The organism is Spirosoma daeguense (genome assembly GCF_054776875.1).
In genome coordinates, this window is record NZ_BAAHBF010000004.1 from 510,073 (window position 1) to 523,108 (window position 13,036).

At 48.5% G+C, this 13,036-nt stretch carries 10 protein-coding genes; 4 read left to right on the forward strand and 6 right to left on the reverse strand.

Annotated elements, in window-relative coordinates; all coding sequences use genetic code 11:
* Positions 1–4: 4 nt before the first annotated feature.
* On the reverse strand, positions 5–1,966 hold the full coding sequence (locus ACYVD4_RS14975) for an SPFH domain-containing protein (RefSeq protein ID WP_460946994.1): 1,962 nt from the start codon (positions 1,964–1,966) through the stop codon (positions 5–7).
* 350 nt (positions 1,967–2,316) lie between these two features.
* Positions 2,317–3,753: a BamA/TamA family outer membrane protein gene (locus ACYVD4_RS14980; protein WP_460946996.1), complete on the reverse strand. Its 1,437-nt coding sequence runs from the start codon at positions 3,751–3,753 to the stop codon at positions 2,317–2,319.
* Positions 3,754–3,874: 121 nt separating this feature from the next.
* Between ACYVD4_RS14980 and ACYVD4_RS14985 the strand changes: the two genes are divergently transcribed.
* Both ACYVD4_RS14985 and ACYVD4_RS14990 read left to right on the forward strand, forming a co-directional pair.
* A complete protein-coding gene (locus ACYVD4_RS14985) occupies positions 3,875–5,410 on the forward strand; it encodes an MFS transporter (protein ID WP_460946998.1) in 1,536 nt (511 codons plus the stop codon).
* An 89-nt stretch (positions 5,411–5,499) separates the two neighbouring features.
* Positions 5,500–6,450 (forward strand): carbohydrate kinase family protein, encoded by a 951-nt coding sequence (locus ACYVD4_RS14990; RefSeq protein ID WP_460947000.1) that lies wholly within the window; start codon positions 5,500–5,502, stop codon positions 6,448–6,450.
* Between the two features lie 73 nt (positions 6,451–6,523).
* Here the strand turns inward: ACYVD4_RS14990 and ACYVD4_RS14995 are convergent, their stop codons facing one another.
* The 4 genes from ACYVD4_RS14995 to lgt form a co-directional block, all read right to left on the reverse strand.
* On the reverse strand, positions 6,524–7,156 hold the full coding sequence (locus tag ACYVD4_RS14995; protein ID WP_460947002.1) for a transposase: 633 nt from the start codon (positions 7,154–7,156) through the stop codon (positions 6,524–6,526).
* 174 nt (positions 7,157–7,330) lie between these two features.
* The gene (locus ACYVD4_RS15000; RefSeq protein WP_460947004.1) at positions 7,331–8,968 is read right to left on the reverse strand and encodes a M1 family metallopeptidase; all 1,638 of its coding nucleotides are present in this window, start codon (positions 8,966–8,968) and stop codon (positions 7,331–7,333) included.
* 3 nt (positions 8,969–8,971) lie between these two features.
* Positions 8,972–11,074, reverse strand: coding sequence for a S9 family peptidase (locus tag ACYVD4_RS15005; protein WP_460947553.1), 2,103 nt, complete (start codon positions 11,072–11,074; stop codon positions 8,972–8,974).
* Between the two features lie 183 nt (positions 11,075–11,257).
* Positions 11,258–12,103 (reverse strand): prolipoprotein diacylglyceryl transferase, encoded by an 846-nt coding sequence (lgt, locus tag ACYVD4_RS15010; RefSeq protein ID WP_460947006.1) that lies wholly within the window; start codon positions 12,101–12,103, stop codon positions 11,258–11,260.
* Positions 12,104–12,272: 169 nt separating this feature from the next.
* Between lgt and yidD the strand changes: the two genes are divergently transcribed.
* On the forward strand, positions 12,273–12,482 hold the full coding sequence (gene yidD, locus ACYVD4_RS15015) for a membrane protein insertion efficiency factor YidD (protein ID WP_460947555.1): 210 nt from the start codon (positions 12,273–12,275) through the stop codon (positions 12,480–12,482).
* A 139-nt stretch (positions 12,483–12,621) separates the two neighbouring features.
* Positions 12,622–12,996 (forward strand): co-chaperone GroES, encoded by a 375-nt coding sequence (locus ACYVD4_RS15020; protein ID WP_460947008.1) that lies wholly within the window; start codon positions 12,622–12,624, stop codon positions 12,994–12,996.
* Positions 12,997–13,036: the final 40 nt, after the last annotated feature.

Sequence of the window (13,036 nt, forward strand, 5' to 3'; positions counted from 1 at the left end):
TACGTTATTTTTTATCCGGCTTGCTTTCTACAGGTTTTGCTACGTCGACAATTTTGATGGGCTGCCCGGTTTTACGTTCCTCAATCTGTTCGAGCAATTTCAGTCCCATCAACCCATTGAGTGATCCTTCTGAACCACCACCAGTTCCGTTGATAACAATGTCGGGAATGACCCGAATCTGACCTTTACCAATTTCTTCGGTGATTTTGAAACGGGTAAAGTTTTCGTCACCCATCGCACGCACCTGCAACTCATACGCTTCAGCCGTCGAACGACCGATGGCAAGAATTTTCTCGGCTTCGGCATTACCCGTTTTGGCGATACGTTCAGCTTCCGCATCAGCAGTCAATTTGGTAGCTTCCGCATCAGCAGCCGCCTGACGACGACGGGCTTCGGCATTGGCTTCGGCGCGTATTTTTGTGGCTTCCGATTCGGCGGCAACCTGCAATTTCAAACTACGGGCTTCGCCTTCCGATTTTTTAACAGCCGCATCAGCGGTACGTTGGGCGATTTCAACGCTTTGCTGAGCTTTTACTACTTCGCGCTGAATATCGGCCAGTGCGGTTTCTCGCTCCATGCCCTGCCGTTTTTCCTGTGCCATCCGCTGCGTTTCGTAGGTTTTCTCTTCCTCCTGCGCAATTTTCCGGTCAGTAAGGGTTTTCATCAGGCTGTCGGGCGGTACAATATCCCCAATCAACGTATCAACGGCATTTACGTTGTAGATTTCCAATACGGTACGTATGTGTTCGCGGGCCGCTTCCTGACGCTCTTTCCGCGTACTCAGGAAGGCGATTACGTCGGAATCCTGCGCTGAGTTACGGAAATAGTTACCGATGGTCGGTTCGAGCACCTGCGACACCAGATTGTCCATGCTACCAAATCGGGCAATCACTTTCGGTGCTTCGGCCGATGGAATGTGAATAATCTGCGCTACGTCGAGATTGAACGGGAAACCATCTTTCGAACGTACCGTAATGGTCGATAAATTGCGGTCGAGGTCGTGTGATTCCGAACGAGCATTGGCCCAGTTGAGTACTAGGTTGGTTGTGGGCACACCTTCCACTTTCATCGTATACGTATTGATTGGGTACTTACCCGGTCCCAGCGGTTCCATCCAGACACCCCGAAATCCCCGCCGAACGATATTACCGTGTTTGAACGTATCGCCAGTAATATCTTCTCCATCTTCGCCGATGTACGAAATCACGACACCGACATGCCCAATCGGCACCGTTGTCATCGGGATCTCTTCAATCTGAACCGCCCACGGATTAATGTAATACGAACCAGCCAGCACAATCTGCGGCTGAAGCCCCCGATTACCGCCATTTTGCAGAAATGAGTCTATATTCTGAAAGTTGTTATGCCCCTCAACCTGTTTACCCGCAATTTGACCAGATTGTAATGGCGCGCCATCGAGCGTGGTAATAATGCCGACCATATTTTCTTTGATAACGGTCATATCGGCAATGGTTACCGTAAAGGCGAACGTATTGATCCGATACGTACCGGGTGTCAACACCGCCGTCTGACGACCTTTCTGGCCAGCACTGCTCAGGAAACGTTCGGTATCCTGAAAATTGTCGCAATCGACCCGACGAGCCAGAATATTACCCGTTGGCAGTTCGGTACCGTCGTTCGATAATACCAGACCGATTTTTCCTTCGGGCACTACTGTAAACGGCTGCATGGTGATACCATATTGCCAGGGCCACATCCACCAGTATAGGCCCGGTGCCAGTGTTTGCGCCTGAAAACCAGCTTCGCCTTTGGTGGCAATAATCCGGCCATCGGGCAAGCCCCGGTCGGTGCCTACGAGTACGTATTTTTTTGTAACAAGTCCAATCCGGTCTTCGGGCACAATCACCATCCCGAACAGGAAACGTAGCACCCATTTATAGAGTACAATAGCCAAGAAAACCAGAAAAACCCAGCCCCAGGCTGAGACAAGCGATAAAAGTTCCATGAATGAAACAAGGTTAAATGGTTAAGAAAACGAAATGTACGCGGAAGAGAACTAGAGTTGGTTAACTCACTTACTAAGCGGAAAATGAAGCAGATACGTCTACATTGGCGTAGCTAAAGATTGTCTGATTGACGTATCAAAAGTAGCGAACACCTGACGCTACGTACTGAAATTAGGATGATTGGTTACGTAACACCAGAATTGTGCACGTGCATTGATGAATGGAATTAACGTTTTTGTTTTTAACCGCGAAGAGCCCTAAAGTATACGCAAAGGTTGTGAAGTTCTACTCCGTGTTTCTTTGCGGTTAGCTTAATGCTCTTTTGCGGTTAAAACTCGGCTGTTTGAGGCTATAGCTCCTGAACGAGGTTGAAGAAGAAACCAGTTTTGCCCTGTCCGTTGATGGTGCCGCTGAAACGCATTACGAGATTGTAGAACGTAACAACATCCAGACTCAAGCCCGTACCAACCAATAGTTTATTGGCGAGTAAACTCTGGTATTGTTCTGCTACGTTACTGCTCACGTAACCCGCATCGCCAAAAGCCGATACGTAAGCGGCAATGGGCAACGTATTGAACTGCCGGATGTGAAGCCAGTTAAGTTGTTTGCGGACGTTGAAAAGCTGATACCGCAAACTGTTCCGAAAGAAGGCGGTACGTTGTCCATCGACCACAAAAAGTTCGTAGCCACGTACCATATCGTTGCCACTACCTAAACCACGAAGGTTAAAATACGGCTGTCGTCCCGGCCATGAAACACGACCACGCAGGCTCGTTGCACCGTAAAAACGTCCGCCCAGCGGCAAATACCGGGTGACAGAAGCCGACATCTCCAGAAAACGAAAATTATCGCTGGGCAATAAGCCTGACACGCTAATTCCTGCATTGAATAACGTACCCTGCAACGGATATGCTACGTTATCCCGACGGTCGTAACGGTAGCCGTAGCCCATCGACAAATATTGCTGTTCGGTACGGCCGTCCAGAAAATAATCCGGATTCAGGCGGGCAACGGTATCGGCAATGGTATTTCGATTATAGCGAGTTTCGAAGACGTGGTAATGATATAAACCCCGGCGGTGGGTTAGAATGACACCAGCATACAGCCGCTCACGCAGCCGTTCTTCCGACTTCGTGAAAACCAGTTTATCGGCCAGTGTCCGATACGGCATTTCGTTGTTTGTTATATACCCAACATCGACACGTAGTCCGATTTTCTGGGATTTATCGATATACGGTTTTAAATACGAAACGACGGTACGTTGTAGAAAACCGCGTACAATTTCAACCTGAAGCCGGTCATTGGTACCCGTTACGTTACGATAGCTAAGCCGTCCGCCGTAGATGACCCGTCGTAAGTCGCGCCCCCGGTCATACCACCACTCGTTCAAATTCCGGTCGGCAATGTCGAATACAGGATACGCAATGAAATACCAGCGTTCCTTCATCGTCACGGTAAGGTCGAGCTGGGCAAGTTGAGTAGTATCGGCGGGCTGGGTCAACTGCGTTCCCATATCGACCGTTACAAACAGGTTGGTATTGTTGATGTTACGTTGATCCCAGGCCGTACGAGCGGGTAAATCGGCCAGACGAATAGAGTCACCAACATGAATGGTCATTTCGCGCAGAATGATCCGATCGCGGGTTTTGAAGTTCCCTTTGAGGGCAATGGACCGGACAATAACTTTCTGTGCCGAGTCGACCAAAATAGAGGCAAAGACGGTTTGTGAGCAGCAAATAAATACCGTCAACAGCGTACTAACGGTCAGGCACTTTTTGGGAAACATGCTCAAAAATACGTCGTTTCAAAAAAATAAGCCAACAATATCTCTATATCCTACAAATCGGTAGTATAATTGTTAGCAAGAGTATAAAACCTATGATGACCTTTTAAAGATACAACAATCAATGCAAACAGATAGTATACCAAAATCCGGGAAAGGGGTAAAACCAAGCCTCAGCTTCTGGCAAATCTGGAACATGAGCTTCGGTTTTTTGGGTATTCAGTACGGCTTTGGGCTTCAACAAGCGAACATGAGTCCTATTTATCGGTATCTGGGTGCCGATGAAGCCTCCATTCCCGGTCTCTGGCTCGCTGGCCCCTTAACAGGCTTATTACTACAGCCCATTATTGGTGCTGTTTCTGACCGAAGTTGGTCGCCACGCTGGGGGCGACGCAAGCCCTTTATTTTGGTGGGTGCCTTGTTAGGCAGTATTGCAATGGTATTCATGCCGAACTCTTCCTACGTCTGGATGGCTGCGGGTTTGATGTGGATGCTGGATGCCGGATTGAACTCAGCGATGGAGCCATTTCGAGCTTTTGTGGGCGATATGCTTAACGAAAAACAGCGCCCAACGGGTTTTGCCGTACAATCGTTTATGGTGGGTTTTGGGCAGACGCTGGCGAATCTGATGCCTTATTTGCTACCACTGCTTGGCATATCGATGGTTATGTCGGACGATCAATTGGCGAATGGAATCCCTAATTCGGTACGTTATCCGTTTTACATCGGGGCAGGCGCTATTTTAATCTCTGTATTCTGGACGATACGTACCACTAAAGAATACCCGCCCGTCAACGACAGTTACAAAGATGCGCACATTTTTACCGAAGAAGAGAAAAAGTCGATTTCGTTCTGGCATCTGGCCTTATCGGTAGGAGCCGCTATTCTGGCTTTCTTTTTTGCCGCTCGTATTGGTGGTTCAGTAACTGGCTTAGTCTGGGGGTTAGGTGTATTGGCAGGTAGTTATCTGTTGCTGATGCTTCCGATTTTTAAAGAAATATTAGCATCACTGTCGGCAATGCCAACGGTGATGAAACAACTCTGGTGGGTCAAATTTTTTACGTGGTACGGGCTTCCGCTCATGTGGCAATATCTGTCGCTGGCAGCCGCCCGACATGCTTTCAATGCGCCGGATACGATCTCAAATAAAGCTGGTTTTGAAGAAGGCACCAAGTGGGGCGGACTTTGTTTTGCCATGTTCAGCATTTCCTGTGCTGTCATCTCCATCTTTATTCCACGCATCGCGAAAGCCATCGGCAGCGCACGCGCTACGCACGCAGTATTTCTTACCATAGGCGCAATGGGCTTCTTTATGACGCTCACCTCCAACGATAAAATGATTTACCTCATCGGTATGACAATTATCGGCCTTGCCTGGGGTTCTATTATGTCGATGCCGTATCTGATGCTGGCCAGCGCTGTTCCCAAAGAGCGTATGGGGGTTTATATGGGTATTTTCAACGGGTTTATCTGTGTTCCTCAATTTATCGGAATGCTCACCGTACCACTTTACTACAAACCTCTGCTTGGCGATGACCCTCGCAATGCGCTGGTGCTGGCTGGTATTTGCCTATTGCTGGCGGCTGGTTCCTGTTTTCTGGTGAAAGAACGTAAGACAGGTAATGACGTTCCGTTAGAAATAGCACCGGGCGGACATTAATTTTCCTATTCTAAAACAACTCTTTTTGCCATTCCGGTTGTATTCTTTGCTTCGTTGGCATAGTTTATACCCGGAATAGCTTTTTGTATATGAATTCACCATCTCCCCGGCCTTACGCGCTACTTTCTGTTGGCGAATTATTAGCCGATTTTATTGGACACCACGTAGCAAGCAGTTTGGTTGACACACAGGATTTTCGCCGTTATCAGGGCGGCAGCCCGGCCAATATGGCTACTAACATGGCTCGACTGGGCAACCAGTGTGCGCTGGTTGCCTGCGTTGGGCACGACAGCATTGGCCGTTATTTAATTCGGGAGATTGCCGAATCAGGTGTTGATACGCAGTACGTTACCGCCGATTTACTGGAGCCAACTACCATTGTGGTTGTGTCGCGAACAGCAGGTACGCCCGATTTTGTAGCCTACCGTCACGCCGATTCCCTTATCAGTACCGAACAACTACCCGATTCCTTACTGGCAAAAGCACAATTATTCCATACTACCTGTTTTGCACTCAGTCGCCAACCGGCTCAGGATGTGATTGTTGAAGCTGCCCAACGAGCAAAGGCAATGGGTTGTCAGGTGACGATTGATGCGAATTACGCACCTAGTATCTGGCCCGATCGGGAACAGGCATGGCGTGTGCTGCGTGGCTACGTAGCGGCTGGTGCGATGGTCAAACTAAGTTCTGACGACGTAGAGCGGCTATACGGCGAACCACAAACTACAGAACGCGTTCTGAGCGATTTTCATCAGATGGGCGCCACCATCATCTGTTTAACGCTCGGTTCCGATGGTAGTCTGGTGTCGTATGACAAGGGGGCGAAACAGTCGCGTATTCCCGGAAAAAAAATCGACGTAGTCGACGTAACGGGCGCTGGCGATGCATATTGGGCTGGTTTCCTAACGGCCCATCTCGACGGCTATGCTCCCGGCAACTGTGCCCGCGCCGGATCGGCAATGGCCAAACTCAAACTCACTCGGCAAGGCCCGCTACCAAATACTGTTGATCGAAAAGAGCTTTACGCTGATTTTGAATAAAATAAATGTCTCGATAAAACAGAAACTTCCCGAAAATCTAGATTTTCGGGAAGTTTCTGTTTTATCGAGACATTTATTTTTCCTCTTTCAACTCCGTCAGTTTATCTAAATCTATATCGTCGAAGGCCGCTTTGATTTTATCCATACTAACTCCTTTGCCTTTTGCCGAAACAATAAATCGTTTGTTGACCAATACGTCAATTTCACCTTCTTTTCTATTGTTGTCGTATTTTTCAAAAGCTTTATTATCACCGATTTTGGTCGTTTTTTCATAACCGTTTGCGGTTTCTTTGTCTACTTCAATCATCGACCAGGCAGCTATTCCGATTGTCATGGCTGAGCCACCACCGTCGATAATCGACAGTTCGATTGTTTCACTGCCATCTTCGTTTCCGTATTTACCCTCCGCCGTCGAGATGGTAAATCCAACAGCTCCATCTTTCTCGCCCGTGGCTTCTTTTCGGGGAAGTCCGTCGGCATCTCCAGGCAGAAGTTCTTTCAATTTGCGAAAATCGAGCACTTCTACCGATGAACCACCGGCGGCTTTACTGGCAATGTCTTTCAATGCGCTTACTGCGCCCAATGCCGATACCGATTCGTTGTCTTTTTTCGCTTCTTCTTCTTTCTCTTCCTGAGTCTTTCCACAACTCATCATGAGCATGGCCGGAATCAGTAACGTCCAGAGTACACTTCGATTTGCTTGCATAATCATTATGAGGGTAAGTGTTTTTTGCCGATTGAGAAAGGAGAACAAACTAACTTTTCCTATCGATACGATACGTAGTATTTTGAGTAAACGTTACGCTAACCGTCTGATTTTAACCGCGTTTTAAGCCGACATAACATTCCTACGCATTATATAGAAAGCCCGCTTTTAACGTTACATGTTACCAACTAATTTACTCAATACGTAGTAGTTCGGATCAATTGTTAACGTAGTAGCTCCTTTTGCAGATACGGTTTTCCATTGCGCCGTCGGTTGAATCTGCTGATACGGCCCGGTTTCGTTAAAACAAATCTTAACCGGCATATCGAAACCAGTAACGCAGTTTGCCCAGCGATATTGAAAACCTCCCGCAACCGGACGATACTCCAGCACTGGAATCCGTACATCGCGCAAATACTGGTCGAAAACGGGTTTCAGATTCAGGCGGGTTTCACGAATCATGTACTGTTCGATCTGCTGCGTCGTCACGGTCTGATGATAAAAGGTTTTGTTCATCCCACGTAGAACCTCACGCCAACGCTCATCGTTATTGACCAGTTGGCGAATGGTATGCAGCATATTTCCGCCTTTGTAATACATATCGCCCGAACCTGAGTGGTTCACATTATAAATACCAATAATAGGCTTGTCATTACGTATCAGCGCCCGACAACCGATAACGTACTGTGCTCCAGCCGTTTTTCCCCAGTAATATTCCGTAAACAGATTCTCTGAGTAGTTTGTAAAACTCTCGTGAATCCACATATCAGCAATATCCTTGTAGGTAATGTTGTTGGCAAACCACTCGTGACCCGATTCGTGGACAATAATAAAATCCCATCGAAGTCCCCAGCCCGTACTCGACAGATCGCGACCTAGGTAGCCATTCCGGTAGTGGTTTCCATACGTAACAGAACTCTGATGCTCCATGCCGAGGTAAGGCGTTTCGACCAGTTTGTACCCATCTTCGTAAAATGGATACGGGCCAAACCAGTGCTCAAATGCTTTTAGCATCATTGGCACCTGCTTAAACTGCCGCCGGGCAGAATCCAGATTTTCGGGAAGCACGTAGTAGTTCAGTGCCAGCGCCCCTTTTTCGCCGGGATAGGTTTCTTCCCAATGTTCGTATCGGGCAATGTTCAGGTTTACACCGTAGTTATTGATCGGATTTGCTACGTACCAGTTGAAGGTGCGGGTATGATCGGGATTTTGTTTGACACTACGTAGCTTACCGTTCGATACGTCGGTCAAATCTTCGGGAACCGTCACGCTGATGGCCATCGAGTCGGGCTCGTCGTACATGTGATCTTTGCAAGGCCACCACGCGCTGGCTCCCAATCCCTGACAAGCCGTGGCAATGAACCAGTTTCCGGCCTTATCGCGCGACCAAACCATACCGCCATCCCAGGGCGGGCGTTTGGCGACACGGGGTTTTCCGGCATATTGTACCGTAATTGAATCCGTTTGGCCGGGCTGCTGGAGTTTGTCGAGTTTTACAAAATAGGCGTTCCCATCCTGCCGAAACGTTAACGGCTGCCCGTTCTGCTCCACCCGAATTACCCGAAGCGGTCGCTGTAAATCGACCTGCATAGTTTGCCCCGGTTTCACCACCCGATAGCGTATCATGGTCGATCCGCTCAACGTACTGTCGGTGGGCTGTACCCGAACGCGCAGGTGATAAAACGTCAGATCCCACCACGCTCGCTCCGGTGTAATTGAGCCCCGCAACGTATCGTCGTGCGTGAATTCATACTGTTGCGCCGACGCCAGCAATGGCATTAGGAATGCGCAGAATAGCAGTAATCGAGTCATAGGCTAGCGGGCGCCGGGCGGGCAATTCTTCAGCAAATAGTTCGTGTATAAAGTCTGTAAGTGCTTCGTGGTTCCGGCTCCTTCCGAAATGCCATGCGTACGGTTTGGATACGGCATCACCTGAAACTGTTTATTATGTTTCACCAGCTCATTAATCAGCACTTCGGCATTGTCGTAATGTACGTTATCGTCGCCGGTTCCGTGAATATACAACAGATTACCTCTCAGATTTTGGGCATACGTAACAGGTGAACCGGCTACGAAATCTTCGCGATTTTCCTGCGGCAATCCCATATAACGTTCCTGATAGATATTATCGTAAAACAGTTGGTTACCAACGGCAGCAATCGAAATACCCGTTTTATAAATATCGGGATACTGAAACAGCAGGTGCAACGTAGTAGAACCTCCCCCACTCCAGCCCCACACAGCCACCCGGCTGGTATCGATATACGAATGCTGAGCGAATAATTTCTTCGCGCCCATCGCCTGATCACGAACGTTTATCCGACCGATTTGGCGGTAAATGGATTTGCGCCAGCCAGCTCCTTTCAGGTTCGGCGTGCCCCGGTTGTCGAGTGCTACGTAGAGATAACCCGCTTTCGCCATATCGCCCGCAAAAAGTCGGTTTAAGCCCACGGCAAAACCATCATTTACAGTGCAGTTAGCCGGTTCGCCGTAGACGTAAAAAACAATCGGGTATTTTTTGGTGCTGTCGAAATCAGTTGGCTTCGCCATCCAGCCATCCAATGTAACGCCATCGTCGGTCGTCACGCTGAAAAAACTGACATTCGGTTTGGCAATCGTGTTGGCTTTCATGGCTTCGCCCGTACCAACCAGCTTATGCTCTGGCAAACTCACCCATTCACGAGCCATTGGCGTCTGATAATTGGTGAACGTATGCTGCGCCAGCCGACCATTCGGCGAAACAACATAGCTGTGCGTTCCGGCCAGTCCTTCAGGTGTTACGCGTTCCGCCTTGCCTTTACCATCGAGCCGAACGCGGTACAGATAACGCTGGTTGGTTTTCTGGGGCGATGCGATGAAATAAATCTGGTTCGTCGCTTCGTCGATATGCGTGATCGATGCTACATCATAAGCTCCCGGCGTCAGCAGAGTTTCTTTTTTTCCGTCGGCGCTCAGCAGGTACAGGTGTTGCCAGCCATCTTTTTCCGACATCCAGACAAACGACTTCCCATTGTTCATCCATTCCCAGTTCATCGGATCATCTTTGGCATCGATCCAGGCTTTGTCGGTTTCGGTGTAAATGGGCGTAACAGACTGATTGGCTACGGTATAAACCAGCAGTTTGCTTTCGTTCTGTTTCCGATTCAATTGTTGAATCATCAGCGCACTCCCGTTTGGAAACCAGGCCATACGCGGTAAATAATTCTGCTGCGGATCGCCGGGGATATTCAACCACGTAGTAGATGGCACGGCATCCCGGCCCCCCCCTACGTTCACCAGACCGATACGTGTTGGGGATGGATTTTCACCGACTTTGGGATATTCGACGGGCACTACGTGTGAGTAAATCGAATCGGTGGTATTGAGCATCAGATAATCCCGAATCTTGGTCGCGTCGACCTGCCAATACGCAATCTGTTTGCTGTCGGGGCTCCACCGAAACCCATCACGACAGCCAAACTCCTCTTCATACGCCCAGTCGAACGTACCATTAATCCGCTTGCGGGTGCCGTCGGTGGTTAACTGGCGAACTTGGCCCGATGCTACGTCCTCGACAAATAGATTATGTTCGCTAACATAGGCCACGCTACGTCCATCGGGAGACAGTTTGGCATACATGAGCGATTGCGATGGCCGCGCTTTTCCCAACTGACGAGCCTCGCCCGATGCGCGGTTAATCAGGTAGTAATCGCCACGGGTATTCAGCCGCCATACTTTAGCCGTATTAGTAAAAATCAATACGTTACTACTATCAGCCGAAAAGGTAAAATCAGCAACAGCCATCGACTGGGTTTTACCCGGTTGCTGAAGTTTCGCTTTGGGTAGCAACGCCGTTTTTTGACCGCTCCGAACGTCAGTCCGAACGATTTCGCCCTGTTCAACCGACGCATACGCGTTGCCATCGGCCGACCAGCGCATTTGCCGACCCGGCCCCTGCGCCATTGCTGAGGCCATGACCAGATTCAGTGCTATAATGGGCAAAACCCAGCGGGTAGTCCCAAAAGACATGTTCATAAAGTGGGTTTGTGTGAAGTGTAGGGTAAGGTAAAGATATACAGATTCTAGCTCTCTAAATTTACTAAAGTAAAGAGTCAGAATCTTTTACGGTTCAAGCGTAGGTGATTTCTCGGGGTTGGAAACAGGCACTGGCGTACGATAGCTACGTACTACAAAATAGATACCCATCAACACAGCCGGAATACTCAGCCACTGGCCCATATTTAGGGGTAATTCGTTTTCGAAGGCCACCTGATTTTCTTTCAGGTACTCGTAGAAGAACCGAAGACCGAATACCCAAATCAGGAAGATACCTAACATGCTTCCGCGAGGAGTTTTTTCGCGAGTCCGATTCCAGAACCATAACAAAATGAAAAAGATAACCAGACATGACAACGATTCATATAACTGAGCCGGGTGACGCGGAATTTTGGCGTATTCGTTGTTATTCATGAACACAAATGCCCAGGGCACATCGGTTGGGCGACCCACAATTTCCGAGTTCATCAGGTTGCCAAAACGAATACAGGCTCCGGCCAGTGCTACAACAATTACAATACGGTCGGTTACCCACAGGAATGACTGCCCGGTTAAACGGCTTTCTTTCCGACGCGAATAGAGCCATAAACTCAGCAGAATACCAATAGTTGCCCCGTGGCTTGCCAGACCAGCAAAGGGTGGGGTTATGACTACTAAGGGATTGTGAAGCAAAACTTCGGGTTCGTAGAACAGAAAATGGCCGATACGTGCTCCCAGAATAGTGGATACGACCATGTAAATCAGCAGTGTATCGGTATCGGCAGCGGGTTTGCCTTCCTGCTTAAAAATGTAGGTCATTATCTGCATCCCGATGAGAAAACCCAGCGCGAAAAGCAACCCATACCAACGTACTGAAAAGGAACCTACGTGAAAGATTTCGGGATTAACCTCCCAGATAATGTATTGCAGCATATAAATGATAAAATATGTTTTCTGCCGGGCCGCCGGTACGGTTTAAGGTTTCTGTTTTACGGATGTGGCTATAAAACCGAGTCCTGACTTTACTAATTAACGACAACAGGCAAAGATACAGATAGATTGCGGGAAAGTTTTTGACCGTTTTCGTGTTTACAATTTTATGATGAAAACAATTCTGATTGGGCTGGTGAAAGGGTATCAGGGTATTGTATCGCCTTATTTCCCGAATGCCTGCCGTTATACGCCCACCTGTTCGCAATATACCATCGAAGCGATACGTAAACATGGCGCTCTGAGGGGTGGCTGGCTTGGTTTGAAACGTATTGGTCGCTGTCATCCGTGGGGTGGGCATGGCTATGACCCGGTTCCGTAAGGTTCCGTTTAAAGTCGATTATCAATCAGTTGCCCTTATCTGCTACGGAGTTCTATGACATTTTGACGTTAGTACTACGTTTTGCCCGATTTTTGCCAACACGCTCTTACGAGTAAAAGACTATTGACTACCGACTGTTATGCTTGGAATTACGTCTGATAATAAACTGAAACACCTGATCGTAGTAGGCGACCGCGTATTGATTAAACCTAAAGACCCTACCGACCGCACTTCGAGCGGCTTATACCTACCTCCTACCGTTCAGGAAAAAGAGCAGGTACAATCGGGCTATGTAATTAAGGTGGGGCCGGGTTATCCGATTCCAACTCCCGTAGACGATGAGCCGTGGAAAGAAACCGAAGAAAAAGTAAAATACATGCCGCTTCAGGCACAAGAAGGCGACGTAGCATTGTATCTGCAACGTAACGCGATTGAGTTGCAATACGAAGGCGAGCAATTTGTGATTGTTCCTCAAGCATCGATTCTCATGCTTGAGCGGCTGGAAGATTTGTAACAATGAGCTTCAACTACTGTTTGTAGTATCAGCACCGCGA

What these genes read in the sequence shown, in the direction of transcription:
- ACYVD4_RS14975 (WP_460946994.1), bottom strand. Translation starts at nt 1,966, where the DNA reads ATGGAACTTTTATCGCTTGTCTCAGCCTGGGGCTGGGTTTTTCTGGTT.
- ACYVD4_RS14980 (WP_460946996.1), bottom strand. Translation starts at nt 3,753, where the DNA reads ATGTTTCCCAAAAAGTGCCTGACCGTTAGTACGCTGTTGACGGTATTT.
- ACYVD4_RS14985 (WP_460946998.1), top strand. Translation starts at nt 3,875, where the DNA reads ATGCAAACAGATAGTATACCAAAATCCGGGAAAGGGGTAAAACCAAGC.
- ACYVD4_RS14990 (WP_460947000.1), top strand. Translation starts at nt 5,500, where the DNA reads ATGAATTCACCATCTCCCCGGCCTTACGCGCTACTTTCTGTTGGCGAA.
- ACYVD4_RS14995 (WP_460947002.1), bottom strand. Translation starts at nt 7,156, where the DNA reads ATGCAAGCAAATCGAAGTGTACTCTGGACGTTACTGATTCCGGCCATG.
- ACYVD4_RS15000 (WP_460947004.1), bottom strand. Translation starts at nt 8,968, where the DNA reads ATGACTCGATTACTGCTATTCTGCGCATTCCTAATGCCATTGCTGGCG.
- ACYVD4_RS15005 (WP_460947553.1), bottom strand. Translation starts at nt 11,074, where the DNA reads ATGCGCTGGTCGGCCGATGGCAACGCGTATGCGTCGGTTGAACAGGGC.
- lgt (WP_460947006.1), bottom strand. Translation starts at nt 12,103, where the DNA reads ATGCTGCAATACATTATCTGGGAGGTTAATCCCGAAATCTTTCACGTA.
- yidD (WP_460947555.1), top strand. Translation starts at nt 12,273, where the DNA reads ATGAAAACAATTCTGATTGGGCTGGTGAAAGGGTATCAGGGTATTGTA.
- ACYVD4_RS15020 (WP_460947008.1), top strand. Translation starts at nt 12,622, where the DNA reads ATGCTTGGAATTACGTCTGATAATAAACTGAAACACCTGATCGTAGTA.